This is a genomic window from Stagnimonas aquatica (assembly GCF_003730135.1).
In the GTDB taxonomy this organism is placed as follows: domain Bacteria; phylum Pseudomonadota; class Gammaproteobacteria; order Nevskiales; family Nevskiaceae; genus Stagnimonas; species Stagnimonas aquatica.
The window spans coordinates 520001-546022 of sequence record NZ_RJVO01000001.1 but is presented as its reverse complement, the minus strand read 5'-3'; the positions used below and the strand labels follow the sequence as shown (position 1 = coordinate 546022).

Below are 26022 nucleotides of genomic sequence, written 5' to 3'. Positions count from 1 at the left end.
GCCATGCTGCCCGAATACCGCCCCGCCGAAACCGAACGCCAGGCCCAGGACTACTGGGCCGCGAACGACAGCTTCCGCGCCCGCGAGGACGCCGGTCGGGAGAAGTTCTACTGCCTCTCGATGTTTCCCTACCCGAGCGGCCGGCTGCACATGGGGCATGTGCGCAACTACACCATCAGCGATGTCATCGCCCGCTACCAGCGCATGCGTGGCAAGGCGGTGCTGCACCCGATGGGCTTCGACGCCTTTGGCCTGCCGGCCGAGAACGCGGCGATCAAGTCGGGCGTGCCGCCGGCGGAATGGACCTACGCCAACATGAGTTACATGAAGCGCCAGCTCACGCAGCTGGGCTTCGCCTTTGACTGGTCGCGCGAGATCGCCACCTGCCGGCCGGAGTACTACCGCTGGGAGCAGTGGCTGTTCCTGCAGCTCTACAAGAAGGGTCTGGTCTACCGGAAGAACTCGGTGGTCAACTGGGACCCGGTGGACAACACCGTGCTCGCCAACGAGCAGGTGATCGATGGTCGCGGCTGGCGTTCCGGCGCCTTGGTCGAGCAGCGCGAGATCGCGCAGTGGTTTTTGAAGATCACCGACTACGCCGATCAACTGGTCGACGACCTGCAAACGCTGGACGGCTGGCCGGACGCGGTGCGGACCATGCAGGCCAACTGGATCGGCCGCAGCCAGGGCGTGGAGATCGACTTTGCACTCGCCGACGGCAGTGGCGAGAAGCTCACCGTCTACACGACCCGCCCGGACACCTTGTTCGGCGTCAGCTTCGTCAGCGTCGCCGCCCAGCACCCGCTGGCGCTCGCCGCCGCCGAGCGCGATGCCAAGGTCGCCGCCTTCGTCGAAGAGGCCAAGCAGTCCAGCGTCGCTGAAGCGGCGCTGGCCACGCAGGAGAAGAAGGGCGTGGCCCTGGGCGTGGACGTGATCCACCCGCTGACCGGCGAGAAGGTGCCGGTCTGGGCCGCCAACTTCGTGCTGATGGGCTACGGCACTGGCGCGGTGATGGCGGTGCCGGCGCACGACCAGCGCGATTGGGAATTCGCCAGCGCTTACGGTCTGCCCAAGAAGATCGTCATCGCCGCCAACGCCCCCACCCAACCCTCCCCCGCAGGCGGGGGAGGGCTTTCGACGCCATCCCCTGCGCAGCGGGGCGGGGCGATAGCGCCGGACATTTCCCAGTCCGCGTACACCGAGCACGGCGTTCTCTTGAACTCCGGCGCCTTCAACGGCCTGGATTTCGACGCCGCCTTCGAGGCCATCGCCACCGCGCTGGAGCAGAAGAGCGCCGGCCGTCGCCGCACCAACTTCCGCCTGCGCGACTGGGGCGTGTCGCGTCAGCGCTATTGGGGTTGCCCGATCCCGATCATCTACTGCGCCGACTGCGGCGCGGTGCCGGTGCCGGACGCGCAGCTCCCGGTGGTGCTACCGGAAAATCTGCAACCCGATGGCGCCGCCAGCCCGCTGACCCGCACGCCCAGCTTCTACGAGTGCGCCTGCCCGAGCTGCGGCAAACCGGCGCGGCGCGAGACCGACACCTTCGACACCTTCTTCGAGTCGAGCTGGTACTACGCCCGCTACGCCTGCCCGGACTACGACCAGGGCATGCTCGACGAGCGCGCCAAGTACTGGCTGCCGGTGGACCAGTACGTCGGCGGCATCGAGCATGCGGTGTTGCACCTGCTCTATGCGCGTTTCTTCCACAAGCTGATGCGCGACTCCGGCCTGCCGGTGGCGGGCAATGAGCCCTTCACCCGCCTGCTCTGCCAGGGCATGGTGGTGGCCGGCACCTACTACCGCGAGCTGCCCGGCGGCAAGAAGGACTGGATCAACCCCGCCGACGTCGATGTGCAGTACGACGAGCGCGGCGCGCCGCTCTCCGCCACCCTGCGTGCCGACGGTGGCCCGGTGCTGATCGGCGGCCGCGAGAAGATGTCGAAGTCGAAGAACAACGGCGTCGATCCCGAGACCATCATCAACAGCCACGGTGCCGATGCCGTGCGCCTGTTCATGATGTTCACCTCGCCGCCGGAGCAGAGCCTGGAATGGAGCGATGCCGGCATCGACGGCGCCGCGCGCTTCCTGAAGCGCCTGTGGCGCATGGTTTCCGAGCATGTCGCCGGCGGTCCGGCAGCGTCGCCGGATGTGGGCGCGCTGAGCGCGGTGCAGAAAGACCTGCGCCGCAAGACCCACCAGACCATCGCCAAGTTCGGCGACGATGTCGGCCGCCGCTATCAGTTCAACACTGCCATCGCCGCCGCGATGGAGCTGGTCAACGCCCTGCAGAAGTTCGAGGGCGGCGAGCCCCTGGATCGTGCCGTGCGCCAGGAGGCGCTCAACGCCCTGGTCGCCTGCCTGGCGCCGATCACCCCGCACATCAGCCACACGCTGTGGACCGCGCTGGGCAATGCCGGCGCCGTCATCGACGCCGCCTGGCCGGAAGCCGACGCTGCCGCGCTGGTCAGCGACGCCATCAAGCTGGTGGTGCAGGTCAACGGCAAGCTGCGTGGCCAGATCGAGGTGCCGGTCGGCAGCTCCAACGAGGCCATACTGGCGGCGGCCAAGTCGGAGGAGAATGTCGTCAAATTCCTCGCCGGCAGCACGATCAAGAAGGAGATCGTGGTGGCCGGAAAACTCGTCAACTTCGTGATCTGACCACCATGCGCATCGCACTGACGGGACTGTGGCTGGCACTGCTGAGCGGCTGTGGCTTTCAGTTCGCCGGCAGCCGGCCGCTGCCGGCGGTGCTGGACAGCATCTATGTCGATGTCGAAGTGCCCTACCGGGTCTCCGAGCCGCCGCTGGAGACCGCGCTGCGCGCCCGTCTGAGCCAGCGCGGGGCGGAAGTCGCCACCCGCGCCGACCAGGCCGAAACCCAGTTGCGGCTCTGGGATCTGGTCGAGCGCCGCGAGACGCTGTCGCTGGGCCCCGACGGCAAGGCGCTGGAATACCGGCTGGTGATCTCGGTGCGCTACGAAGTCCGCCGTGCCGGCAAGCTGCTGCTGCCGGCGGACACGCTGTCGGTCTCGCGCGACTACAGCTTCCAGCCCAACCGCATCCTCGCCAAGGAGGCGGAAGAAGCGCAGTTGCGCGAGTTTCTGCAAGGCGAGATGGCGGAGCTACTGCTGCTGCGCCTGGAAGTGGGACTGCGCGAGACGCCGCCCGAGCCCGCTAACGTGGTGCCCTTGGTGCCAGTGCCCGCGCCAGCAGGCTGACCGGGTGTAGCAGTTCGATCTCCAGCCCCCGGCTGCGGAGCCCGGCCGCGAGGTGCAGGGCGCAGCCGATGTTGGCGGAGACGATCACCTGCGGTTGCAGCGCGACGGCGGCGTCCAGCTTCGGTGCCAGCAGACGGTCGGCCTGTTCGGGTGCGCTGAGAAACCCAGTGCCGGCGGCCCCGCAGCAACCGCTGTCGCTGGCGAGATCCACCAGCTCCAGCTCTGGAATGGCCTGTAGCAGCCGGCGGATCGCGCCGCCGGCGCCAAACACATTGGTTTGCGTGCAGGCGCTGTGGATCGCCACCCGGAGTGGCAGTGGGCGCAGCGGCAGCGGTTGGGTTTCCAGGCGGTCGGCGAGATAGCTACAGAGGTCCTGCACCTTGGGTGCGAGTGCCGGTGTCGCCCCGGCCGCGCCTCCGAGGTCGCGCAGGCTGGCGCCGCAGCCGCTGGCGAGCGCCAGCACGGTTTCGCAGCCGGCAAAGGCCTGGGCATTGCGCGCGGCCTGGCGGCTGGCGGCGGCGGCGAGTCCGGCGTGCTGGTTGAGCGCGCCGCAGCAGCCCTGGTCCGGCGGCACCGCCGCCTCGATGCCCAGTGCCGCGAGCACGCGCAGGGTGTCGGCCAGCACCGCCCGCTCCAGCACGTCGCCGACGCAGCCGACCAGCAGGCCGACCTTGCCAGTGGCGGGCGCCGACACAGCGCGCAGGCGCTGTGGTGCCGGGCGGTAGCGCAGCAGGCGAGGCCATCGTGGCGAGCCGCTTGGGGCGCCCAGCAGCCGCTGCGACAACCACAAACTGGCGCGCAGCAGCGCGCGGACGGAGGCTTGATCCAGCAGCATGGACAGCAGCCGGGTCGCGCGGCTGCGTCCGGGCTCGACCAGCAGCGCGCGGGTGGCATCGGCGATGCGGCCGTAGGGCACCTTGGCCGGGCACACCGCCTCGCAGGCGCGGCAGGACAGGCAGTTGTCGATGTGCGTGGCGAGCGTGGCCGAGGCCGGTAACTGGCCTTGGACCAAACCCTGCGCCAGCGCAATGCGGCCGCGTGGACTTTCCGCCTCGCTGCGACTGAGGCGATAGGTAGGGCAGTGGGGCAGGCAGAGGCCGCATTTCACGCAGCGGTCTGCGTCGGCTAGCAGGTTTGCGGCATCCATGGCGCATCGTATCGCGAGTGGGTCAGCGCGACTGGCATACTCCCCACCCCCGTTTCCCGGTCAGGAACTGCTGATGAAGTCATTTGCTTGTGCGGCTGTCGTTCTGTGTGGTGTGGTTCCGGTGGCGCTGGCCGCGCCCCAATTGGCGCGCACCGCGATCACCGATACCGAGGCGCTGGCGGAGATCGCGCCCACGCCGCCGGTGCTGAACCCCGACCAGGCGGACCTGCCCGGCCGCTACTCCGGCGACGCCTCGCTGGGCCTGCTGAGCACCTCGGGCAATACCGATACCCGGTCCGCCAATGGCAAGCTGCAACTGAGTTACGTCGGTGGCCCCTGGACCCACGAGGGCAAGGCCGCTGCGGTGAGCGCCCAGCAGGACAATCTCACCACCGATGAGCGTTACAGCCTGGGCTACAAGCTCAGCCGCGATTTCGACGCCCACAACTACGTGTTCCTGACGCTGGACTACGACAACGACCGCTTCGCAGGTATCGCCGAACGCACCACCGAGGCGCTGGGCTATGGCCGGCGGCTGCTGACGCTGCCCGCGCACAGTCTGGATGCCGAGGTCGGCGTCGGTGCCACCCAGATCAAGCTGGCCGAGCCGGCCGGTCGGGAAAGTTCGGCGGTCGCTCTGCTCAACGCCAAGTACGTCTGGGAGATCAGCGCCACCAGCAAGTTCTCGCAGGGGCTGAAGGTGGAGCGCTCGCGCACCACCACCTATATCAACCCGGTTTCGGAGCTGAAGCTCACGGTCGCCGGCAATCTGTTCGCCAGCCTGGGCTACGAGCTGCGTTTCAACTCCGAAGTGCCGGACGGCACCCGCAAGACCGACACGCTGACCTCGGTGAATCTCGGCTACGGCTTCGGCGAAAAGAAGTAAGCCTTATCGACCACTGGTTCCCATGAGCACGTCCGATCCCTACTTCCAGCGCCACATCTTCTTCTGCTGCAACCGCCGCGAGGACGGTCGCGAGTGCTGCGCCGACAAGGGCGCCAACGAGCTACGCGACTACTGCAAGCAGCAGGTGAAGAAGCGCGGGCTGGCCGGCACCGGCCGGGTGCGGGTGAACATGGCCGGCTGCCTGGACCGCTGCGAGCTGGGGCCGGTGGCGGTCGTGTACCCGGAAGGGGTCTGGTATCGCTACCAGAACCGCGAAGACATCGACGAGATCGTCGAGCAGCATCTCGCCAACGGCGAGCCGGTGCAGCGCCTGAAGATCTAGCGCCGCGCCGACCGCCTCCGCCGTGTGCGGAGGTAGCGGTGTCCGCTCAGGCGGTATGCGCGCGGATCAGCGCCTGCGCCGCCTTGGCCATGCTGGCGGTCGGGCCGCTCGGGCCCAGGCTGAGCCGGCTGAAGTAGCCGCCGTCCATCAGCAGCAGCAGGCCATCGGCCAGACCTTCGGGGTCCTGAGCGTTCATCGCCACGCACAACTCGCGCAGGCGGCGGCGCTTCTCGCGGCTGTAGGCCTCGACCACGTGACGGCCGGGGTGATCGGATTCGGTGAGCTCCACCGAGGCGTTGCCGATCGCGCAGCCGCGCTTCTCGCAGGTCTTGGCCTTGGCGCTCATGCCCTTGAACAGGGCCAGCACCGCTGCTTCCGGGTTCTTCGCATGCGGGGCGGTGGTCTCGTCCCACCAGACCCAGAACTCGCGCTCCGACTGCTTCAGGCACTCGGCCACCAGCTCGTCCTTGGAGGGAAAGGCGCGGTACAGGCTCATCTTGGTGGCGCCGGCTTCCTGGGCGATGGATTCCACGCCCACCGCGCGGATGCCCTGTCGGTAAAACAGGTCGCGGGCGGCCGCGAAAATGCGGTCGCGGGCGCTGGCCTTGGCGGTTGCGCAGCCGGCGCTGGCCGCTGCTTTGGCGGCAAATTCCTTTTCGGCTGAAACACTTGGGCTGGACATCGGGACCTCCTCGCACAACTGGCTTGAAATGATACTGACCGGTCACTAACATCCTCGCCAGATGTTACCGAACGGTATAGTCACATCCGCATCATTGGGTTGTGACGGCGCAGTGTCAAGCCGCAGCAGATGCACGGCAAGACCTGATCCCCCGACGGTGGCGACCACTTACGGCCAGACCAGGGAGTCCGCCATGCCCAATACCCTCACCGCCTCCACCGCACGCAAGGCCGCCCTGCTCGGGCTGTTCTCGCTCGGCCTGTTCAGCCTGGCCGCTTGCGGCGCCTCCGAGGCCAGCGAAAGCCCCAGGGCCAGCGCCCCTCAGGTCAGTGTCGCCGAGGTGCCGTTCAAGACCCTCAAGGACTGGCGCGAGCTGACCGGCCGCATCGAAGCGGTGCAGCAGGTGGAGATCCGTCCCCGGGTCTCCGGCTTCATCGAATCGGCGCCCTTCCAGGAAGGCGCGCTGGTGAAGAAGGGCCAGTTGCTGTTCCAGATCGACCCGCGCCCCTTCGCTGCCCAGGTCGAGCGCCTGGAAGCGGAACTCGACCGCGCCCAGGCGCAGTACCGCCTGGCGCAGGCCAACCGGGCGCGCTCGGCGCTGCTGATCGAGCAGGGCGCGATCTCCCGCGAGGAGCACGACCGGCTCGGCTCCGGCGAAGCGGTGGCCGCCGCCGAGGTCGCTTCGGTGCAGGCGGCGCTGCGCGCGGCGCGGCTGGATCTCTCCTACACCCGGGTCACCGCGCCGCTGGACGGCCGGGTATCCCGCGCGCTGATCACCGCCGGCAATCTGGTCAGCGCCCAGAGCGTGCTGACCACGGTGGTCAGCGTCGATCCGGTGTACGTGTCCTTCGATCTCGACGAGCAGAGCTACCTCGCCACCCTCGCGCACGACGATGCCGCCCAGGTCTACGTCGGCCTGATGGACGAGGCCGGCACGCCGCACGCCGCCAAGCTCGACTTCATCGACAACGCCAGCCACAACGGCCTGATCCGCGTCCGCGCCACCCTCGACGACGCCAGCGGGCGCTACACGCCGGGGCTGTTCGCGCGGGTGAAGCTGGTCGCCGGCCAGAGCTTCGAGGCGGCGCTGGTCGATGACCGCGCCATCGGTACCGACCTCGACCGCAAGTACGTGCTCACCGTCGGCGCCGACAAGCTGGCGCAGTACCGGCAGGTCAGCACCGGGCCGCGCATCGACGGCCTGCGGGTGATCCGCAGCGGTCTGAAGCCCGGCGAGTCCATCGTCGTCAACGGTCTGCAGCGGGTGAAGCCCGGCTCGGCGGTGGCACCGCAACTGGTGGCGATGGGCGAGGGCCGGGTGGGTGTCGCTCAGGTCTCCAGCCACGACGAGCCGGTGAAGCTGGCCGTCGCCGGCAGCACGGCGCGGGCCGCGCAGTAAGCGGAGCGCGCCATGAATTTCTCCCAGTTCTTCGTCAACCGGCCGATCTTCGCGGCGGTGCTGTCGGCCATCGTCTTCATTGCCGGCGCCCTGTCGCTGAGCCAGTTGCCGATCAGCGAATACCCGGAGGTGGTGCCGCCCACCGTGGTGGTGCGCGCCGCCTACCCGGGCGCCAATCCCAAGGTGATCGCCGAGACCGTCGCCAGCCCGCTGGAGCAGAGCATCAACGGCGTCGAGGGCATGCAGTACCTGTTCTCGCAGGCCACCTCCGACGGCGCGATGACGCTCACCATCACCTTCGCCATCGGCTCCGACATCGACAAGGCGCAGGTGCTGGTGCAGAACCGCGTCGCCCAGGCGCTGCCGCAGTTGCCGCAGGAAGTGCAGCGCCTCGGCGTCACCACCCAGAAGGCCTCGCCCGACCTGACCATGGTCGTGCATCTGCTCTCGCCCGATGGCCGCTACGACGATCTCTACGTCGCCAACTACGGCCGCCTGCGGGTGAAGGACGAGCTGGCGCGCATTGATGGCGTTGGTGATGTGCAGGTGTTCGGTGCCGGCGCCTATTCGATGCGGGTCTGGCTCGACCCCGAGAAGGTCGCCAGCCGGGGCCTCTCGGCCAGCGAGGTGATCGCCGCCATCCGCGAGCAGAACCAGCAGGTCGCCGCCGGGCAACTCGGCGCACCGCCGGCGCCCAATGCCGCCGACTTCCAGCTCAACATCAATGCCGCCGGCCGCCTGACCACCGAGGAGGAGTTCGGCGACATCGTGGTGAGGGTCGGCGCCGACGGCGCCATCACCCGGCTCAAGGACGTCGCCCGCGTCGAGCTGGGTTCCTCCAACTACGCGCTGCGCTCCCTGCTCAACAACAAGTCGGCGGTGGCGCTGCCGATCTTCCAGCGGCCGGGCAGCAATGCCATCGAGATCAGCAACAGCGTGCGCGCCAAGATGGAGACGCTGAAGAAGGACTTCCCGCAGGGCATCGACTACGAGATCGTCTACGACCCGACGGTGTTCGTGCGCGGCTCCATCGAGGCGGTGGTGCACACCCTGTTCGAGGCGCTGCTGCTGGTGGTACTGGTGGTCATTCTGTTCTTGCAGACCTGGCGTGCCAGCATCATCCCGCTCGCCGCCGTGCCGGTGTCGCTGGTCGGCACCTTCGCGGTGATGCATGCCGCCGGCTTCTCGCTCAACGCCCTGTCGCTGTTCGGCCTGGTGCTGGCGATAGGAATTGTGGTGGACGACGCCATCGTCGTGGTCGAAAACGTCGAGCGCAACATCGAGCTGGGCAAGACCCCGCTGGAAGCAACGCGGCAGGCCATGCGCGAAGTCACCGGCCCCATCGTCGCCACCGCCCTGGTGCTGTGCGCGGTGTTCATCCCCACCGCCTTCATCAGCGGCCTCACCGGCCAGTTCTACAAGCAGTTCGCGCTGACCATCGCCATCTCGACGGTGATCTCCGCCTTCAACTCGCTGACCCTGTCGCCGGCGCTGGCCGCCGTGCTGCTGAAGGGCCATGACGCGCCCAAGGACCGCTTCCAGCGCGGCATCGACGCCGCCTTCGGTTGGCTGTTCCGGCCCTTCAACCGCTTCTTCGCCCGCGCCGGTCGCGGCTACGTCGGCGGCGTGCAGCGCCTGCTGCGCGGCGCGGTGGTGGTGCTGATGGTCTACGGCGGCCTGCTGGGTCTGACCGCGCTGGGCTTCAAGGCGGTGCCGGAAGGCTTCGTGCCGCAGCAGGACAAGCAATACCTCGTGGCCTTCGCCAACCTGCCGGACGCGGCGACGCTGGACCGCAGCGAGCAGGTGATCCGCGAGATGAGCCGGATCATGATGGAACAGCCGGGCGTGGCCTCGGCGGTCGCCTTCCCGGGCCTGTCGATCAACGGTTTCACCAATGCGCCCAATGCCGGCATCGTCTTCGCCTCGCTGAAGGGCTTCGACGAGCGCAAGGGGCCAGGTTTATCGGCGGCAGAGATCGCGTCTTCGCTCAACGAGAAGTTCGGCGGCATCCAGGAAGCCTTCATCGCCGTGTTCCCGCCGCCGCCGGTGCAGGGGCTGGGCACGATTGGTGGGTTCAAGTTGCAGCTCGAAGACCGCGCCGGCCTGGGCTTCGACGAGCTGTACACGGTGACCCAGAACATCCTGCACAAGGCGCGGCAGACGCCGGGCCTGAGCAGCGTGTTCAGCAGCTACCAGGTCAACGTGCCGCAGATCTACGCCGACATCGACCGCGAGAAGGCCAAGGCGCAGGGTGTGAGCCTGCAGGCGATCAACGAAACCTTGCAGATCTATCTCGGCTCGCTCTACGTCAACGACTTCAACCGCTTCGGCCGCACCTACCAGGTCAACGCCCAGGCCGATCTGCGCTTCCGCCTGCAGCCGGAGGACGTGACCCGTCTGCAGGTGCGCAACAGTGCCGGCGAGATGGTGCCGCTGGGCGCCTTCCTGAAGGTCCAGGAGACCGCCGGGCCGGACCGGGTGATGCACTACAACGGTTATGTCACCGCCGAGATCAATGGCGCGCCGGCGGCCGGCTATTCCAGCGGCCAGGCGCAGAAGATCATCGAGGAGCTGGTGAAGGCCGAGCTGCCCAACGGCATGGCCTACGAGTGGACCGAGCTGACCTACCAGCAGATCCTCGCCGGCAACACCGCGCTGCTGATCTTCCCGCTCTGCGTGCTGCTGGCCTTTCTGGTGCTGGCCGCGCAGTACGAGAGCTGGAGCCTGCCGCTGGTGGTGATCCTGATCGTGCCGATGTGCCTGTTCTCGGCGATCACCGGCGTCTTGCTGTCGGGCGGCGACAACAACATCTTCACGCAGATCGGCCTGATCGTGCTGGTGGGCCTGGCCTGCAAGAACGCGATCCTGATCGTCGAGTTCGCCAAGGAGCAGGAGGAGGCCGGCGTCAGCACCTGGAACGCGGTGCTGGAAGCCTGCCGCCTGCGCCTGCGGCCGATCCTGATGACCTCGCTGGCCTTCGTCATGGGCGTGGTGCCCTTGGTTCTGGCCAGCGGTGCCGGTGCCGAGATGCGTCACGCCATGGGCGTGGCGGTGTTCGCCGGCATGATCGGCGTCACCTTCTTCGGCCTCTTGATGACGCCGGTGTTCTATCTGGTCATCCGCAAGCTCGCCCAGCGCAAGCCCGAACCGGTCGCCGCCTATTCCCTGGCCGGCCTTGAAGCCCACTAAACCCACGAACAAAGGAAATCCCATGAGCAAACCCATCAGTCTCGTCACCGGCGCCAACAAGGGCATCGGCCTGGAAACCGCGAAGCAGCTCGCCGCCCTGGGCTATCACGTCATCCTCGCCGCGCGTGATCGCAGCAAGGCGGTGGAAGCCGCCAAGTCGCTGGGCGGCGAGGTCGAGCCCCTGCAACTGGATGTCACCGACGCGGCGTCCATCTCGGCCGCCGTCGCGGTGATCGGCCAGAAGCACGGCCGCCTCGATGTCCTGGTCAACAATGCTGGCGTGCTGCTCGACGCGGGCGACAAGAAGCCGTCCGAGCAGTCGCTGGAAACCTGGCGCCAGACCTTCGACACCAACGTCTTCGGCCTCATCGCCGTCACCCAGGCCTTTCTGCCGCTGCTGAAGAAATCGAGCGGCGCGCGCATCGTCAATCTGTCGAGCATCCTGGCCAGCAACACCCTGCATCAGACCCCGGGCTCGCCGATCTACGACTACAAGGTGCCGGCCTACAACGTCAGCAAGAGCGCGGTGAACGCCTGGACCGTGCATCTCGCCTACGAACTGCGCGATACCCCGCACAAGGTCAACGCCGCGCATCCCGGACATGTCCAGACCGACATGGGCGGCGCGGCGGCGCCGATGAGCATTCCCGACGGCGCCAGGACCAGCGTCTGGCTGGCGACGCTGCCGGCCGAAGGCCCGAACGGCGGCTACTTCCACCAGGGCGAGACCCTGCCGTGGTAAGCCGGCTGGTGCCAATGGCGGCCGCGCTCTCGGCGTTCGCGCTGGCTGCCTGCGCGGTCGGCCCCGACTACCGGGCGCCGGAGACTGCGCCGGCCAGCTTCGCCCGCGCCGAGGCCGACACCGTGGTCGGCGCTGGCCTGGAAGCGCGCTGGTGGACGCAGCTCGGCGATCCCGCGCTGAGCGGGCTGGTCGAGCAGGCGCTGCACGCCAACCGTGACCTGGCCTTGGCGGTCAGTCGCGTCGAGGAGGCGCGCGCCCTGTTCCGCGACCAGCGCAACGATGCTTTCCCGGTGGTCACCGCCAGCGGCAGCGCGCAGAAGGGCGAGGCGGCGCAGCTCGGTGCCAGCAGCACCGGTCCGCGCGGCCAGACCGAGAGCCTGCGCCTGGGCTTCGACGCCGCCTGGGAGCTGGATCTGTTCGGCCGCGTGCGTCGTGGCACCGAAGCCGCGCGCGCCGACGCCGAAGCGGCCCAGGCCAGCCTGCACGAGGCGCAGGTGCTGGTGGCCGCCGAGGTCGCGCGCAACTACTTCGAGTGGCGTGGTAGCGCCCAGCAACTGGATGTCGCCGAGCGCAACCGCGACAGCCAGCAGGAGACGCTGCGCCTGACCCAGGTGCGCTACGACGCCGGCCGAGGCACCGAGCTGGATGTCGCCAGCGCCCGCGCCCGCCTCGCCGCCACCGAGGCCGGCATGCCGCTGCTGGAAACCCAGCGCCGCCGCGCCGAGCACCGGCTGGCGGTGCTGCTGGGGCAGCGCCCCGGTGTCTGGCAGCCGCCGGCTGCGGCGACGATCACCGCGCTCAACCGGCCGCTGCCGGTCGGTGAAGCCGGCGAGCTGCTGCGCCGGCGGCCGGACATCGCCCGCGCCGCCGCCGAGCTGCACGCCGCCACGGCCCGCGTCGGCGTGGCGACGGCCGACTACTTCCCGCGTCTGAGCCTGAGCGGTTTCGCGGGCTTCAGCGCCGGCAGCTTCGGCGACCTCGGCGCCGCCAGCCGCGCCTGGAGCGCCGGGCCGACGCTGTCCTGGGCCGCTTTTGACCTAGGCAGTGTCGCCGCCCGCGTCGATGCCGCCGATGCCCGCAGCCGTGGCGCGGCGGCGCGCTACGAGCAGACCGTGCTGACCGCGCTGGAGGAAACCGAGAACGCCTTCGTGGCGGTGAGCCAGTCGCGCCAGCGCCTGCGGCACACGCTGGACCAGGCCGCCGCCGCACGCCGGGCCGCCGAGCTGGCGCGCATCCAGTACAAGGCCGGCGTGATCGACTTCCTGGTGCTGCTCGACGCCGAACGCAGCCTGCTGGCTGCCGAAGACGCCGTTGCCGCCAGCGAGACCGCCGTCAACACCGCTGCGGTGGCGCTCTACAAGGCGCTGGGCGGTGGCTGGGGCGGCGAGCCCGAGGCTGAACGCGCGTGAACGAATCCGAGCGCTTGTTCAAGGCGTTATACGCGGCGATGCCCGGCCTGCTAGCTTCTCCCTTGCCGGAGGCGCCGGTTGGGTCGGCGGCCTTCCTCAGTTCAAGAAAACCTTCTGGAGTCTCCATGTCCCTCGATCTGTTCAGCCCGCTCAAGCTCGGCGATGTCGAGCTGCGCAACCGCATCCTGATGGCGCCGCTGACCCGCACCCGCGCCGGCACCAGCCACATCCCCAACGATCTGATGGTGGAGTACTACCGTCAGCGTGCCGGCGCCGGACTGATCTTCACCGAGTGCGCCCTCATCACCCCCGATGCCAGCGCCTACCTGGGCGAGGGCGGTCTGTTCGACGAGGCCACGCAGGCCGGCTGGAAGCGCGTCACCGACGCCGTCCACGCCGCTGGCGGGCGCATCGCCATCCAGCTCTGGCATGCCGGCCGCGCCGCGCATTCCGACATCAACGGCGTGCAGCCGATCAGCGCCAGCAACAAGGCGATCCGCAACGACCTCACCCACACGCCCAAGGGCAAGGTGCCCTACGAGACGCCGCGTCCGCTGCGCACCGAGGAGATTCCCGGCATCGTCGAGCTGTTCCGCAAGGGCGCCGAACGCGCCAAGGCCGCCGGCTTCGACGCGGTGCAGATCCACGGCGCGCACGGCTATCTGATCGACCAGTTCCTGCGCGATTCGGTCAACGACCGCAACGACCAGTACGGCGGCTCCATCGAGAACCGCGCGCGCTTGCTGCTGGAGATCGTCGATGCCTGCATCTCGGTGCTGGGCGCTGGCCGGGTCGGCGTGCGTATCTCGCCGCTGGTGGCCTTCAACGACATGGCGGAGTCGCAGCCGCAGGCGCTGGTGGAATACCTCGCCAAGGAGCTGCAGAAGCGCGGCGTCGGCCATCTGGAGTTGCGTCACGAGCAGTGGGATCTGCCCGCCGAGCAGGAACTGGCGCGCATCGCCCGCGCGCACTTCCAGGGCCCGCTGCTGCTCAATGGCGGCTTCGACGCCGACAGCGGCAACGCCGCGATCCGCGAGGGCCGTGCCGATGCCGTCGTCTACGGCAAGGCCTTCCTCGCCAATCCCGACCTGGTGCAGCGCTTCGCCAGCAAGGCGCCGCTGAATGCGGTGGACTTCTCGACGCTCTACACGCCCGGTCCCAAGGGCTACACCGACTACCCGACCCTGGCTGCCTGAGGCCAACCCCGCCGCGCCGGCCCTGACCAGGGCCGGTCGCCGGGGCTGGCTTTTCATCCTGGCCGGGAGTCTCTATCGTCAGCCGCAGGCTGGCGCGCCCGGGGTTGCGGGCCCGCCGGCGGTGAGCGAGGAGAATCGGGATGAGAGCCAGCGTTGCGCTGCTGAGTGTCCTGCTGGTTTCCGGCTGCGCCAGCCGGCCGCTGCTGCCGCCCACCGACGGCCTGTTCGCCGACCCCTTGTTCGCGGCCCCTGCCGAGCCGGTCGACGCCGGCTCCGTGTTCGCGCTCAGCCCGGCCATGCAGGCTTATCTCGATGGCGTGATCGCCGACCGGGTCCGCGAGCTGGGGCCGCGCAACGGCCTGTTCGAGGCGCTGCGCGACAACCTGCGGCTGGAATACGACACGACCATGACCCGCAACGCCGCGCAGGCCTTCGAGGCGCGCGCTGGCAACTGTCTGTCGCTGGTGATCATGACCGCAGCGTTTGCCCGGCCGCTGGGCATTCCGGTGCACTACCAGAACGTTTTTGGGCAGGACACCTGGAGTCGCGGCGAAGGCATGCTGGTGCTCAGCGGGCACATCAACATCGGTCTGGGCGCAACCGGCCGCGACCGGTTCCGCGACGGCGAGCAGTCGGTGACGACGATTGATTTCCTGCCGCCCGAAGAGCTGCGTGGTCAGCATCGGCAGGAGGTTTCCGAAGCCACGGTGCTGGCGATGTACATGAATAACCGAGCCGCCGAGAGCCTCGCCCAGCGGGACCTCAATCAGGCCTACTGGTGGGCGCGCGCGGCGCTGCGGACCGCGCCCGATTTTCAGAACGCCTACAACACGCTGGCGGTGGTGTATCTGAAGAAGGAACTTCCGGCGCAGGCGGAGCGGGCACTGCGGCATGCCTTGCAGCGGCAGCCGGGGGACGCCGAGGCGCTGTCGAATCTGGCCGGGCTGCTGGATCAGCAGGGTCGGCGGACCGAGGCCGAAGCGCTACGCACCCGGCTGGCGCGCATCGACGCCGAGCCGCCCTACCACTACTTCGATCTGGGGCTGGCGGCGCTGCGCAGCCGGGATTACCGCGAGGCCCGTCGCCTGTTCCGCAAGGAGCTGGCCCGGATGCCCTACGCGCACGAGATCCACTTCGCATTGGCCATGACCTATCTGCAACTCGGCGAGGCGCGTCTGGCCAGTGAGGAACTCCGGCTGGCGCGGGACAGCAGCACCACCCGCGGCAGTCGCGACCTCTACGCCGCCAAGCTCGATCACCTGCGCGAGCTGCAACTCAACTGAAGGCCGGCCTTCGGCGTTCAGTCGCCGTGGATGCGCACCAGTGTGCGGCCGGTGACCCGGCCGGCGATCAGGTCCTCGCAGGCGGCGGGTAGCCCGTCGAGGTCGATGGTGCGGGCGACGATGCGTTCCATCAGTCCGGCCGGCTTCCAGTCGGCGCGCAGCTTGTCCCAGATCGCCAGCCGCCAGGCGCGCGGGCACTCCACCGAGTGGATGCCGAGCAGCGAGACGCCGCGCAGGATGAAGGGCATCACCGTGGTTTCCAGCGTGTGCGCCTGCGCCAGGCCGATGCTGGCGATGTTGCCCCAGGGTTTCACCGTGCGGGTCAGCCAGTTGAGCGTGGCGCCGCCGAGGTTGTCGACCGCGCCGCCCCAGAGCGCGGTCTCCAGCGGCTTGCCGCCCATGGCCTGGCTGTTGCGGTCGAGGATCACATCGGCGCCGAGCGCCTGCAGATAGTCGCGCGCCGCCTCCGGCTTGCCGGTGAGCGCGGTGACCTGAAAGCCCTCGCGCTTGAGCAGGGCGATGGCGATGCTGCCGACGCCGCCGGTGGGGCCGGTGACCAGGATGCTGCCCATCTCCGGCGACTGGTGGTTCTCGAGCATCCGCCGCAGCGCCAGCGCGGCGGTGAAGCCGGCGGTGCCGATGGCCATGGCCTCGGCCAGGCTCAGCCCCTCAGGCAGCGGCACGATGGCCTCGGCCGGCAGCCGCGCGTACTCGCTGTAGCCGCCGTCCAGTTGCTCGCCGATGTTGCAGCCGGTGACCAGTACCGGGGTGCCGGGCGGATAGCGCGGGTCGCTGCTCTGGGCGACCACGCCGGAGAGGTCGATGCCCGGCGTGCGCGGCGAGCCGCGCAGGATCTTGCCCTTGCCGGTCACCGCCAGCGCGTCCTTGTAGTTGATGCCGGAGTAGGCGACCCGCACCACCACCTCGCCAGCGCTGAGTTCCCCGATCCCCAGATTTTCAAACCGGGCGCTGTGGCCGCCCTCGCTGCGGACGCGCAGGGCACGGAAGCTGGACGGAACGTCGGACATGCGGGTTTCCTGAGAAAATGGACGGGACCGGAAGTTTACGGCCGAAGCCCGCAGAGGAAGTCCATGGCCCAGTACACCAAGAATCCGCCGCTGATCGAGACTGCGGTGTTGTCCGACCCGCTCGCGCAGTTCGAACGCTGGTTTGCCGATGCCGAAGGCGCCGGCTTGGTCGAGCCGACGGCAATGGTGCTGGCCACCGTGGATGCCGATGGTCAGCCTTCGGCGCGGGTGGTGTTGTACAAGGGCTGGCACCAGGGCGGGCTGTGCTTCTACACCAACTACGACTCGCGCAAGGGCGAGGCGCTGGCGGCCAATCCGCGCGCGGCGGCGACCTTCTGGTGGGATCGCCTGGAGCGCAGCGTGCGCTTCGAGGGACAGGTGCGGAAGTTGCCGGAGTCACTGTCCGAGCAGTATTTCCACTCGCGGCCGCGCGGCTCGCAGATCGGTGCCTGGACCTCGCGGCAATCGCAGGTGGTGGCCAGTCGCGAGCAGCTCGACGCCCGGCTGGCCGACAACGAGCGTCGCTATGCCGAGGGCGAGGTGCCGCTGCCGCCGTACTGGGGCGGCTACGCCTTGGTGCCGGAGCGGGTGGAGTTCTGGCAGGGGCGACTCAATCGTCTGCACGACCGTCTGCGCTACCGCCGTGCCGGTGAAAGCTGGTTGCTGGAGCGGCTGGAGCCCTAGTCGCGCCGGGCCAAAGCAGCTCAGCGCAGGCTGATGACCGACCAGCCCTTGCTCTCGGCATGCGCGCGCAGGGTCGGGTCGGGATCGACCGCCACCGCGCGGTCGGCCAGCTCCAGCAGCGGGATGTCGTTGCGGGAGTCGGAGTAGGCGGTGATCGAGGTCGGGGTGACGGCGCGCTCCGCCAGCCAGGCTTGCAGGCTGCTGACTTTCGCGGCCTGGAAGTTGGCGCGCCGCAACCGGCCGGTGAAGCGGCCGTCGGCGATCTCCGGCTCGGAGGCCAGCAGATGTTCGACGCCGAGCAACTCGGCAATCGGCTCGGTGATGAAGCGCTGGGTGGCGGTGGTGATCAGCAGCAGATCGCCCCGGTCGCGATGGTGCGCCAGCAGTTCCGGCGCCTGCCGGGCCACCCGGGGACGGATCTGCTCTTCCACGAAGCGCTGCCGCAGCGGCTGCCACTCGGCCAGGCTCTTCAGCATCAGCGGCGCCAGCGAGAACCGGTAGAAGGCGTCGACATCGAGCTGGCCGGCGGCGTAGTCGGCATAGAACTGGCGGTTGCGGGTTTCGTAGTGCTCGCGGTCGACCAGGCCCTGGTCGCAGAGGAACTGGCCCCAGAGGTAGTCGCTGTCGGCGGCGAGCAGGGTGTGGTCGAGGTCGAAAACCGCGAGGTGCATGAGTGCTGGGGCGGGGCAGGACGGGGGCGCAGGATACCAGTGGACCGGAGCCTCACCTTTACCTGTGATTGCTGCTCGCCAAGCGCCTGTGGAAAGATGCGGTGCAAATTACAGGGATGTGTACGTGATCGACTCCGATGGATTCCGCCCCAATGTCGGCATCATCGTGCTCGGCATGCCCGCCGATGGCCGGGCGCGGGTCCTCTGGGCCAAGCGCATCGGCCAGCAGGCCTGGCAGTTCCCACAGGGCGGGATCAAGCGTGGCGAGACCCCCGAGCAGGCCTGTTTCCGCGAATTGCAGGAAGAACTGGGCCTGCTGCCCGAGCACGTCGAGGTGCTGGGCGTGACCAGCGACTGGCTGCGCTACCGCCTGCCCAAGCATCTGGTGCGCCGTGGCCGGCGGCCGGTCTGCATCGGCCAGAAGCAGCGCTGGTTCGTGCTGCGCCTGCTGGCGCAGGAAGCCGACGTGCGCCTGGATGCCGGCGAGCGGCCGGAGTTTGATGCTTGGTGCTGGGTGGATTACTGGCAGCCGGCGCGCGAAGTGGTGTTCTTCAAGCGCGAGGTCTATCGGCAGGCGCTGGAGGAACTGGCAGGGATCGCCGGTGCGCCGGATGCGCCGCCGCCGGGAGAATTCGCGGACTAAGTCGGCTCGGCGCGGTGCCAGTGCGCACTGCATCCCGTTCCTGTTTGACAACAATTCTCATTGGCAATAGGCTGCGAAGCGCAGTGCAGTCCCGCCTGCGCCCGGAAATCCGAAGTCCTTCGCCGCCATGTACGTCTGCGTCTGCAAAGCCGTCAGCCACAAGCACATCCACCGCGCGGTGAACGAGGGTGCCGTGTCGCTGCGCGACCTCAAGAATCTCACTGGTCTGGGTACCTGCTGTGGCAAGTGCGTCCCCGATGCGCGCCGGACGCTGACCGAAGCGACCGCCCGCCGTGCTGCGGCCGAGCAGCCGCTGTTTTCTGCTCCGGGCTTGATCGCGGCCTGAGCTGGTCTTTTCGGGCGACTGAGAATCGCACGCAAAAGCAGTTGAATATCAAAACAAAACAATAGGTTGTGAAACTATCTCGGTGCACGTAACCTGCGGCTTCGATACCCCAGGAGCACGGCCATGCGCGGCGACGCGAAAGTTCTCGAATATCTCAATCTCGCGCTCAAGAACGAGCTGACCGCCATCAACCAGTACTTCCTGCATGCCCGCATGCTGGAAAACTGGGGCCTGAAGAAGCTCGGCAAGTACGAGTACCACGAGTCCATCGACGAGATGAAGCATGCCGACAAGCTGATCGGCCGCATCCTGTTTCTCGAAGGGCTCCCCAATCTCCAGGATCTCGGCAAGCTCTACATCGGCGAGGACGTGAAGGAGCTGCTGGAGTGCGACCTGAAGCTGGAGCTGGAAGCGCATCCCCTGTACGCCGCCGCCATCGCCCATTGCGAGGCCGTCAAGGACTACGTGACCCGCGAGCTGCTGGTGCAGATCCAGAAGAGCGAGGAAGAGCACATCGACTTCATCGAGGAGCAGCTCAAGCTGATCGAGACGGTCGGTCTGCAGAACTACTGCCAGAGCCAGATGGAGCCGCCGAGCGGTTCCTAAGGCTGGTTCGCGCATGAAAAAGGCCGCTGTCGCGGCCTTTTTCATGTCTGAGGGAGGTCAGAACGGTTTGACCACCACCAGAATCACGATCACCACCATCAGCACCGCCGGCAACTCGTTGGCGATCCGGTAATAGCGGGCGCTGCGGGTGTTCTTGCGGTTGGCGAAATCGCGCAAGCGGCCTTTCAGCCAGCCCTGGTAGCCGGACAGCGCCAGCACCAGCGCCAGCTTGGCGTGCAGCCAGCCCATGCTCCAATAGGTCACCTTCGCATAGCCGGCATCGGCCGAGAGCAGGGTGGCGATGCCGAACAGCCAGGTGCCGATCATGGCGATCAGGCTAAGGGTGTAGAGGCGTTTTTCCATCACGCAGAAGCGCTGATGGCCGACCTCGTCGGTGGCTTCCGTGTGGTAGACGAACAGCCGCGGCAGGTACAGCAGGCCGGCCATCCAGGAAATGACGAAGACGATGTGCAGTGCTTTGAGCCAGAGCATGGGGCGCACGAAGCGAAAGTGAACACGTATCATCGCCGCTCGCCCGGCCGCGCCTCAAGGCGGCCGGAGACAGCCCAAGCGGAAGGATCACGGTGGAAAGCATCAAGATTGGCATTATCGGGGGCACCGGTTACACCGGGGCCGAGTTGCTGCGTCTGCTGGCGCGGCATCCGCGCGCGGAGTTGCGGGTACTGACCTCGCGGCAGGAAGCCGGCAAGCGCGCCGATGCGCTGTTCCCGGCCCTGCGCGGACACTGCGATGCGGTCTTCGAGGTGCCCGATCCCGAGCGCCTCGCGGCCTGCGACGCGGTGTTCTTCGCCACTCCGCACGGCACCGCCATGCAGATGGCGCCGGCGCTGATCGAGCGCGGCGTCAAGGTGCTCGACCTGTCGGCGGACTTCCGCCTGAAGGACGCCGCCGAGTTTCAGCGCTGGTACAAGCTGGAACACAGCGCCCCGGCGGCGCTGGCCGAAGCGGTCTACGGTCTGCCGGAGTTGCACCGCGAGGCGATTCGCCGGGCGCGGCTGGTGGCCTGCCCCGGCTGCTACCCCACCGCCGTGCAGCTGGGCCTGGCGCCCTTGCTGGAGGCAGGCCTGGTCGACACCCGTGGCCTGGTGGCCGACTGCAAGTCCGGCACTTCGGGGGGCGGCCGCGAGGCCAAGATCGGCTCGCTGTACTGCGAGGTGACCGAGAGCTTCAAGGCCTACGGCGTGCCGGGGCATCGGCATCTGCCGGAGATCACCCAGGGTTTATCCGGCTGCGCCGGCGAGACGGTGGGCATCACCTTCGTGCCGCATCTGGTGCCGATGAGTCGCGGCATCCACGCGACGCTCTACGCCCGCCTGCGCAAGCCGCTGGCGGATCTGCGCGGGCTCTACGCCCAGCGCTATGCCGGCGAAGCCTTCGTCGATGTGCTGCCGGTGGGTGACCACCCGGAAACCCGCAGCGTGCGCGGCGCCAATGTCTGCCGCATCAGCCCGCATCTGGGGCCGGATGGCGAAACCGTGGTCGTGCTCTCGGTGATCGACAATCTGGTCAAGGGCGCCTCCGGCCAGGCCGTGCAGTGTTTCAACCTGATGTTCGGCCTGCCCGAAACCCTGGGTTTGGACGCTCCGGCGCTCGCGCCTTAAGACGGCCGGAGCTGCGGGCATGCGCCATACCATCATCATCCGGCGGCACCGGCCGCGCCTGCGGCTATTGCTAACCGCCGCCATTGCCATGGCTCTGGCGCTGTCCGGCTGGGGGCTGTACCGCTACACCAAGAAAAGCGCGGTGGCCGATTTCGAGAAAGCCACCAGCGAGCGGGACCGGTTGCTGGACGAGCGACGCGCGCTCAGCCAGCAACTGCGCGCCGCCAAGAAGGAGATCGGCGAACTGCGCGATGCCCTGGCCTACGCGGAGCAGTCCAAGACCATCGACGGCGATGCCTGCAAGACGGTCAAGGACTCGCTGTCGAAGCTGGAGGCGGAGTCGGCTTCGCTGCGCGAGCAACTGGCCTTCTATCGCGGCATCGTCTCGCCCAAGGAGGCGCGCGCCGGGGTGCGGGTGCAGGACCTGAAGATGCGCAAGGCCGGCGCCGGCTGGAAGTACGAGCTGGTGCTGATCCAGTCGGTGCGCGAGGAAAGTCGCATCGCCGGCAATGTCGAGCTCAGCATCGAGGGCGTCCAGGGGGCGAAAAATACCCAGATTCCACTCGCGGAGCTGGTCACGAGCGGCGACAAGAATCTGGTATTTTCCTTCAAGTATTTCGAGGAGTTCAGCGGCGAGTTTCGGCTGCCGGCGGGCTTCAAGCCCACCCGCGTGCTGGTCACCCTCAAGCCCGCGAACGACCGTCCCAGCGTGGTGGATCAGTACGACTGGGCCGCTATCGAATCCCTACAGGAGCGCAGTAATGATTAAAGGAATGGGCGGATCCAAGCCGGCGGCCATGGAAACCCTGATCGGCCGGCAGACCGAAATTCTCGGCGATGTGCGCTTCGCCGGTGGCCTGCATGTTGATGGTCGCATCAAGGGCGGTGTGCAGTCGGCGGGCGACAAGGCGGCGGCGCTGTCGCTGTCGGAGACCGGGGTGATCGAAGGCGATGTGCGGGTGCCCAACGTGCTGGTCAACGGCCGTATCGTCGGCGAGGTGCGCGCGTCCGAGCGGCTCACCCTCGGCGCCAAGGCGCGGATCGTCGGCGATGTCCGCTACCGGGTCCTGCAAATGGAGGCCGGAGCCCTGGTCAACGGCCAGTTGATCTACGAGGGCACCGAAGTGATGTCCGCGCTGACCCATGTGAAGGGTGACGCCGGCCAGGACGAGGCCAAGGCCTCGGGTTCCGGCCTGGCGGGCCTCAGCCGGGTGGCCTGATAGCATTGAATGCGGGCGGTTCGGCCCGATGTTGGCAATATCTGTCAGGAGTGCGTTCCATGGACCTCAATGATTCCGCAGCCTTGGTGGCTGCCCCGACCAGCTTGGTGTTCACCGACTCGGCGGCCTACAAGGTCAAGGAACTGCTGGCGGAGGAAGACAACCCCGAGCAGGTGCTGCGCGTGTTCGTGACCGGTGGCGGCTGCTCCGGCTTCAAGTACGGATTCAACTTCGATGAAAAGCCGGCCGAGGACGACTATCGCGTCGCCAACGCTGGCGTGACCCTGGTGGTCGATCCGATGAGCCTGCAATACCTCGAAGGCGCGGAGATCGACTACAAGGAAACGGCGGAAGGCGCACAGTTCGTGATCCGCAATCCGAACGCTTCCAGCACCTGCGGCTGCGGTTCCTCGTTCTCGGTCTGAGCGCGTTTCAGGGAACGGCGCAGAGGTCGCTGGCGGCGACCTGAAAGATCGCGCCCAGAGGCGTCGCGCACATCGCGCCGGTTACCGCCGGCAGATTGCCCGGTTCGTTGTTAAGTCGCCGCCGTGCCAGCCAAGCGAACGCGGCCGCCTCCACCCACTCCGGGGGCAGGCCGTAGGCCGCCGTGGTCTCGAAGCGCACCGCCGGTGCCAGGCTTTGCAGGCGATCCATCAGATACAGATTGCGCGCGCCGCCCCCGCACACCAGGGCGCGCCGGCTGCCGGGAGCTAGGGCATCGACGATGCTTCGGGCGGTCAGCTCGCAGAGGCTGCTTTGCACGTCCGAAGCGGACAGCCGCTCCAGCGGAACCGTCGCGTGTTGCCGGGCCCAGTCCAGATTGAACTGCGCGCGCCCGGTGCTCTTCGGTGGCGGGGCGCTGAAGTAGGGCTCCCGCAGCCAGCCCTGCAGCAGCGACTCGTTGACGCAGCCGCTGGCCGCCAGCCGGCCGTCCTCGTCATACGGCCGACCCTGCACGCGCAGGATCCACTCGTCCATCAGGCCGTTGCCGGGACCACAATCGAAGCCGCGCACCGCGCCGCTTTCGGCGCCGGGGAGCCAGGTGACGTTGGCGATGCCGCCGATGTTGACCACGGTGCGTGGTTCGGCGGCGGCGAACACCGCGTGGTGGAACGCAGGCACCAGCGGGGCGCCCTCGCCGCCCAGGGCGATGTCGGCACGGCGGAAGTCGGCCACCACCGGGCGGCCAGTGCGCGCGGAAATGCGGTGCGGATCGCCGATCTGCAGACTGCTGTGTACGCCGCGCGGGTCATGGAAGACGGTTTGCCCATGGCTGCCGATGGCCGCCACGTCGGCGGCGGCGAGTCCGGCGCTGCGAAGCACGCCCAGGGCTGCCTCGGCGAACACTTCGCCCACGGCAACATCGAGTCGCGCCAGTTCATGCAGGCTGAGAGTCGCGTTGCTGGCGCGGCCCAGCGCGATCAGGCTTTCGCGCAGATCGGCGGGGTAGTCGAGATGGAACGCGCCCTGCAGCCCGGAGTAGCGCCCGGCTTCGAAACTCGCCACCACGGCATCGACACCGTCGGCACTGGTGCCGGACATCAGCCCGATGTAGCGCTCACGCTGCGGCATGCTCGGCCGGCGGCTGCGGTATCAGTTGGCGCTACTTCTTGTTGGCCGGACTGGCGCTGGCCAGGCGGGTGTCGGCGCGTTCGAGGGCCGCGACCATGGTGGCCGAGTCGGTGCGGAACCGCGCCATGTAGCGGGGGTCCACCGGGTTGGCGCGGGGCAGCGGCACCGTCATCGGGTTCTTGTGGATGCCGTCGATGCGGAACTCGTAGTGCAGATGCGGGGCGGTGGCGAGACCGGAGTTTCCGACGTAGCCGATCACCTGGCCCTGGCGCACCCGGCTGCCAACCGACAGCCCGGAGCGGAAGCGCGACATGTGGGCGTAGAGGGTTTCAACGCCGGAGCCGTGCTTGATCATTACCACGTTGCCGTAACCGCTCTTCTTGCCCTGGAAGCTGATCTTGCCATCGCCGGTGGCCTTGATCGGCGTGCCGGTGCCGGCGGCGTAGTCAGTGCCCTTGTGCGCGCGAATGGTGTGCAGGATGGGATGCAGGCGGCGCAGGTTGAACGGCGAGGAGATGCGCGCGAAATCGACCGGCGTGCGGATGAAGGCCTTGCGCAGCGACTGCCCTTGCGGCGTGTAGTAGGCGGTGTTGCCGTCCGGCGTGGTAAAGCGCACGGCGCGCAGTTTGCGGCCTTGATTGGTGAACTCGGCGGCGAGGATGTCGCCGTCGCGGAGCTTCTTGTTGCCCTTGTAGAGCTGGTCGTAGACCACCGCGAAGCGGTCGCCGGGGTGGAGGTCCTGGGCGAAATCGATGTCGTAGCCGAAGATGTCGGCCAGTTCCATGATCAGCCGGTCGGAAAGCTTGGCGCGACGGCCGTCGAGGAATAGCGAGTCGCGAATCTCGCCCGCCACTTCGGTGCTGTGGCGCTCGATCTCGGCGGTCAGGGTGACGGCTTCCAGGCCGTGATCGCCACGACGCACTTCCAGGGTGCGGCGCTCGTCCAGGGCGTAGGTCAGGCCTTCCAGACGATCATCCGCCACCCGGATGTGCAACTCATCGCCAGCGTTGAGCTTCTTCAGGCGCTGCACTTCGCCGCCGAGCGAGAGCAGGCTGAAGACTTCGTCGTGGGCCAGGCCGAGGGCGTCGAAAATAACCGACAGGCTTTGTCCGGACTTGACGGAAACGGTCGTCCACTGGCTCGCCTCGGGGACCGTGAGCGCGTCCTTGACGGCGGTCTGGATGATCCCGTCGAAATCAGCGCCGCCCTGGCCGCCAGCGGCGGAGTTGGTCTCCAACGCCGAGGCGGCGAGGTTCTGATGCAGTCCGGAGCTGTCCGGCTGCGAATTGCCGGCAACGGCGCTGCCCTCGCGGACGCCCAGCTGGATCAAGCCGGCAGTTACCGACAGGCCAAGAACAGCGACCAGACCGAGGCGCCGACGCTGCGGCCGGGCGGGAGAAGCGCCCGGGATATAATCAAATTTCATGCTTCAAGCCGTAATTTTTGAACTCTGCACGCCTGCCGGGGCGTGCTTCCGCGCAGATGCTCTTGGTTATTGCTGGTTATCGGCATTCCGCGTGTTGTTGAACCTAAGGAAACATAGTTTTCCTTTGTTTGCAAGCGTTTCCGGGCCACACTTCCTCCTCCATATCAACAACATTTCCTGCACCTTCCCATGACTTTCGATGCCCTGATCGCCGAATTGGAACGCGGAACCGACGAAATCATTCCTGCTGCCGACTTCCGCGCCCGTATCCGTGAGGCAAGCTCGAAAGCGCAGACACTGCGGATCAAGGCCGGGTTCGATCCCACCGCCAAAGACTTGCACCTGGGACACACCCTATTGCTAAACAAGTTGCGTGCCTTTCAGGAGGCCGGCCACGAGGCAATCTTCCTGATCGGGGACTTCACCGGCATGATCGGCGACCCCACCGGCAAGAACGAGACGCGCAAGCCACTGACGCGCGAGCAGGTCCAGGAAAACGCCGAGACCTATAAGGCACAGGTGTTCAAGATCCTGGACCCGGAAAAGACCACCATCGCCTTCAACAGCGCCTGGCTCGACCCCTTGGGCGCCGAGGGCATGATCCGGCTGGCGGCGCAGCACACCGTCGCGCGCATGCTCGAGCGCGACGATTTCACCAAGCGCTACGCCACCGGCCAGCCGATCGCGATCCACGAGTTCCTGTACCC

Annotated in this window: 26 protein-coding genes (1 of these 26 running past the window's edge); 19 read left to right on the top strand and 7 right to left on the bottom strand. The window is 67.8% G+C overall.

Features of this window, described 5'->3' with window-relative positions; all coding sequences use genetic code 11:
- Positions 1 to 3 precede the first annotated feature (3 nt).
- Positions 4 to 2661, top strand: a complete 2658-nt coding sequence (leuS, locus tag ED208_RS02400) for a leucine--tRNA ligase (RefSeq protein ID WP_123210244.1) — start codon at positions 4 to 6, stop codon at positions 2659 to 2661.
- Positions 2662 to 2666: 5 nt separating this feature from the next.
- Positions 2667 to 3221, top strand: coding sequence for an LPS-assembly lipoprotein LptE (locus tag ED208_RS02395; RefSeq protein WP_123210243.1), 555 nt, complete (start codon positions 2667 to 2669; stop codon positions 3219 to 3221).
- Here ED208_RS02395 and ED208_RS02390 read toward each other — a convergent pair.
- Positions 3178 to 4368 carry a (Fe-S)-binding protein gene (locus tag ED208_RS02390; protein WP_123210242.1) on the bottom strand — a complete coding sequence of 397 codons (1191 nt, stop codon included), beginning with the start codon at positions 4366 to 4368 and terminating at the stop codon, positions 3178 to 3180. The genes ED208_RS02395 and ED208_RS02390 overlap by 44 nt on opposite strands.
- Positions 4369 to 4441: 73 nt before the next feature.
- Here ED208_RS02390 and ED208_RS02385 point away from each other — a divergent pair, with 73 nt between their 5' ends.
- Both ED208_RS02385 and ED208_RS02380 read left to right on the top strand, forming a co-directional pair.
- Positions 4442 to 5254 (top strand): DUF481 domain-containing protein, encoded by an 813-nt coding sequence (locus ED208_RS02385; protein ID WP_158608396.1) that lies wholly within the window; start codon positions 4442 to 4444, stop codon positions 5252 to 5254.
- Between the two features lie 22 nt (positions 5255 to 5276).
- Positions 5277 to 5597 carry a (2Fe-2S) ferredoxin domain-containing protein gene (locus ED208_RS02380; protein ID WP_123210240.1) on the top strand — a complete coding sequence of 107 codons (321 nt, stop codon included), beginning with the start codon at positions 5277 to 5279 and terminating at the stop codon, positions 5595 to 5597.
- 46 nt (positions 5598 to 5643) lie between these two features.
- Here the strand turns inward: ED208_RS02380 and ED208_RS02375 are convergent, their stop codons facing one another.
- Positions 5644 to 6279 (bottom strand): TetR/AcrR family transcriptional regulator, encoded by a 636-nt coding sequence (locus ED208_RS02375; RefSeq protein WP_123210239.1) that lies wholly within the window; start codon positions 6277 to 6279, stop codon positions 5644 to 5646.
- A gap of 193 nt (positions 6280 to 6472) precedes the next feature.
- Here ED208_RS02375 and ED208_RS02370 point away from each other — a divergent pair, with 193 nt between their 5' ends.
- From ED208_RS02370 to ED208_RS02345, 6 genes are all read left to right on the top strand, one after another.
- Positions 6473 to 7678, top strand: a complete 1206-nt coding sequence (locus ED208_RS02370) for an efflux RND transporter periplasmic adaptor subunit (RefSeq protein ID WP_123210238.1) — start codon at positions 6473 to 6475, stop codon at positions 7676 to 7678.
- A gap of 12 nt (positions 7679 to 7690) precedes the next feature.
- Complete coding sequence (locus ED208_RS02365; protein WP_123210237.1) at positions 7691 to 10867, top strand: efflux RND transporter permease subunit; 3177 nt, start codon at positions 7691 to 7693, stop codon at positions 10865 to 10867.
- 22 nt (positions 10868 to 10889) lie between these two features.
- Positions 10890 to 11609 carry an SDR family oxidoreductase gene (locus ED208_RS02360; protein ID WP_123210236.1) on the top strand — a complete coding sequence of 240 codons (720 nt, stop codon included), beginning with the start codon at positions 10890 to 10892 and terminating at the stop codon, positions 11607 to 11609.
- 14 nt (positions 11610 to 11623) lie between these two features.
- On the top strand, positions 11624 to 13018 hold the full coding sequence (locus ED208_RS02355) for an efflux transporter outer membrane subunit (protein ID WP_123210235.1): 1395 nt from the start codon (positions 11624 to 11626) through the stop codon (positions 13016 to 13018).
- A 125-nt stretch (positions 13019 to 13143) separates the two neighbouring features.
- Positions 13144 to 14214, top strand: coding sequence for an alkene reductase (locus ED208_RS02350; protein WP_123210234.1), 1071 nt, complete (start codon positions 13144 to 13146; stop codon positions 14212 to 14214).
- Positions 14215 to 14354: 140 nt separating this feature from the next.
- Positions 14355 to 15497 (top strand): tetratricopeptide repeat protein, encoded by a 1143-nt coding sequence (locus ED208_RS02345; protein WP_123210233.1) that lies wholly within the window; start codon positions 14355 to 14357, stop codon positions 15495 to 15497.
- 17 nt (positions 15498 to 15514) lie between these two features.
- On the opposite strand, the gene ED208_RS02340 is transcribed toward ED208_RS02345, so the two are convergent.
- Positions 15515 to 16525 carry a YhdH/YhfP family quinone oxidoreductase gene (locus ED208_RS02340; RefSeq protein WP_123210232.1) on the bottom strand — a complete coding sequence of 337 codons (1011 nt, stop codon included), beginning with the start codon at positions 16523 to 16525 and terminating at the stop codon, positions 15515 to 15517.
- Between the two features lie 63 nt (positions 16526 to 16588).
- On the opposite strand from ED208_RS02340, the gene pdxH reads away from it, so the two are divergent.
- Positions 16589 to 17209, top strand: a complete 621-nt coding sequence (gene pdxH, locus ED208_RS02335; RefSeq protein WP_123210231.1) for a pyridoxamine 5'-phosphate oxidase — start codon at positions 16589 to 16591, stop codon at positions 17207 to 17209.
- 20 nt (positions 17210 to 17229) lie between these two features.
- Here pdxH and ED208_RS02330 read toward each other — a convergent pair whose 3' ends face one another.
- The gene (locus ED208_RS02330; RefSeq protein ID WP_123210230.1) at positions 17230 to 17880 is read right to left on the bottom strand and encodes an HAD family hydrolase; all 651 of its coding nucleotides are present in this window, start codon (positions 17878 to 17880) and stop codon (positions 17230 to 17232) included.
- A gap of 124 nt (positions 17881 to 18004) precedes the next feature.
- On the opposite strand from ED208_RS02330, the gene ED208_RS02325 reads away from it, so the two are divergent.
- The 3 genes from ED208_RS02325 to bfr all read left to right on the top strand — a co-directional run bounded on the left by ED208_RS02325 (position 18005) and on the right by bfr (position 19475).
- Complete coding sequence (locus tag ED208_RS02325) at positions 18005 to 18523, top strand: RNA pyrophosphohydrolase (RefSeq protein ID WP_199720481.1); 519 nt, start codon at positions 18005 to 18007, stop codon at positions 18521 to 18523.
- 127 nt (positions 18524 to 18650) lie between these two features.
- Positions 18651 to 18869 carry a (2Fe-2S)-binding protein gene (locus tag ED208_RS02320; protein ID WP_123210228.1) on the top strand — a complete coding sequence of 73 codons (219 nt, stop codon included), beginning with the start codon at positions 18651 to 18653 and terminating at the stop codon, positions 18867 to 18869.
- A 123-nt stretch (positions 18870 to 18992) separates the two neighbouring features.
- Positions 18993 to 19475 (top strand): bacterioferritin, encoded by a 483-nt coding sequence (gene bfr / locus ED208_RS02315; protein ID WP_123210227.1) that lies wholly within the window; start codon positions 18993 to 18995, stop codon positions 19473 to 19475.
- Between the two features lie 57 nt (positions 19476 to 19532).
- On the opposite strand, the gene ED208_RS02310 is transcribed toward bfr, so the two are convergent.
- Positions 19533 to 19967 (bottom strand): CopD family protein, encoded by a 435-nt coding sequence (locus ED208_RS02310; RefSeq protein WP_123210226.1) that lies wholly within the window; start codon positions 19965 to 19967, stop codon positions 19533 to 19535.
- A gap of 92 nt (positions 19968 to 20059) precedes the next feature.
- Here ED208_RS02310 and argC point away from each other — a divergent pair, with 92 nt between their 5' ends.
- From argC to erpA, 4 genes are read left to right on the top strand one after another with little or no spacing between them, the layout of a single operon-like run.
- Positions 20060 to 21097 (top strand): N-acetyl-gamma-glutamyl-phosphate reductase, encoded by a 1038-nt coding sequence (argC, locus tag ED208_RS02305; protein ID WP_123210225.1) that lies wholly within the window; start codon positions 20060 to 20062, stop codon positions 21095 to 21097.
- A gap of 19 nt (positions 21098 to 21116) precedes the next feature.
- Positions 21117 to 21866, top strand: coding sequence for a DUF6776 family protein (locus tag ED208_RS02300; protein WP_123210224.1), 750 nt, complete (start codon positions 21117 to 21119; stop codon positions 21864 to 21866).
- Between the two features lie 4 nt (positions 21867 to 21870).
- Positions 21871 to 22317: a bactofilin family protein gene (locus tag ED208_RS02295; RefSeq protein ID WP_233574747.1), complete on the top strand. Its 447-nt coding sequence runs from the start codon at positions 21871 to 21873 to the stop codon at positions 22315 to 22317.
- Positions 22318 to 22376: 59 nt separating this feature from the next.
- On the top strand, positions 22377 to 22742 hold the full coding sequence (erpA, locus tag ED208_RS02290; protein ID WP_123210223.1) for an iron-sulfur cluster insertion protein ErpA: 366 nt from the start codon (positions 22377 to 22379) through the stop codon (positions 22740 to 22742).
- A gap of 7 nt (positions 22743 to 22749) precedes the next feature.
- Here erpA and ED208_RS02285 read toward each other — a convergent pair whose 3' ends face one another.
- Entirely contained in the window at positions 22750 to 23889 is a 1140-nt protein-coding gene (locus ED208_RS02285; protein WP_123210222.1) for an anhydro-N-acetylmuramic acid kinase, read from the bottom strand.
- A gap of 31 nt (positions 23890 to 23920) precedes the next feature.
- Entirely contained in the window at positions 23921 to 25315 is a 1395-nt protein-coding gene (locus ED208_RS02280) for a M23 family metallopeptidase (protein WP_123210221.1), read from the bottom strand.
- Between the two features lie 189 nt (positions 25316 to 25504).
- Here ED208_RS02280 and tyrS point away from each other — a divergent pair, with 189 nt between their 5' ends.
- A protein-coding gene (gene tyrS, locus ED208_RS02275; RefSeq protein WP_123210220.1) for a tyrosine--tRNA ligase crosses the window boundary here: on the top strand, positions 25505 to 26022 show its 5' portion. 697 nt of this gene lie beyond the right edge of the window; 518 of the gene's 1215 nt are visible here — the first part of the coding sequence; the start codon lies at positions 25505 to 25507; its stop codon lies off the right edge, out of view.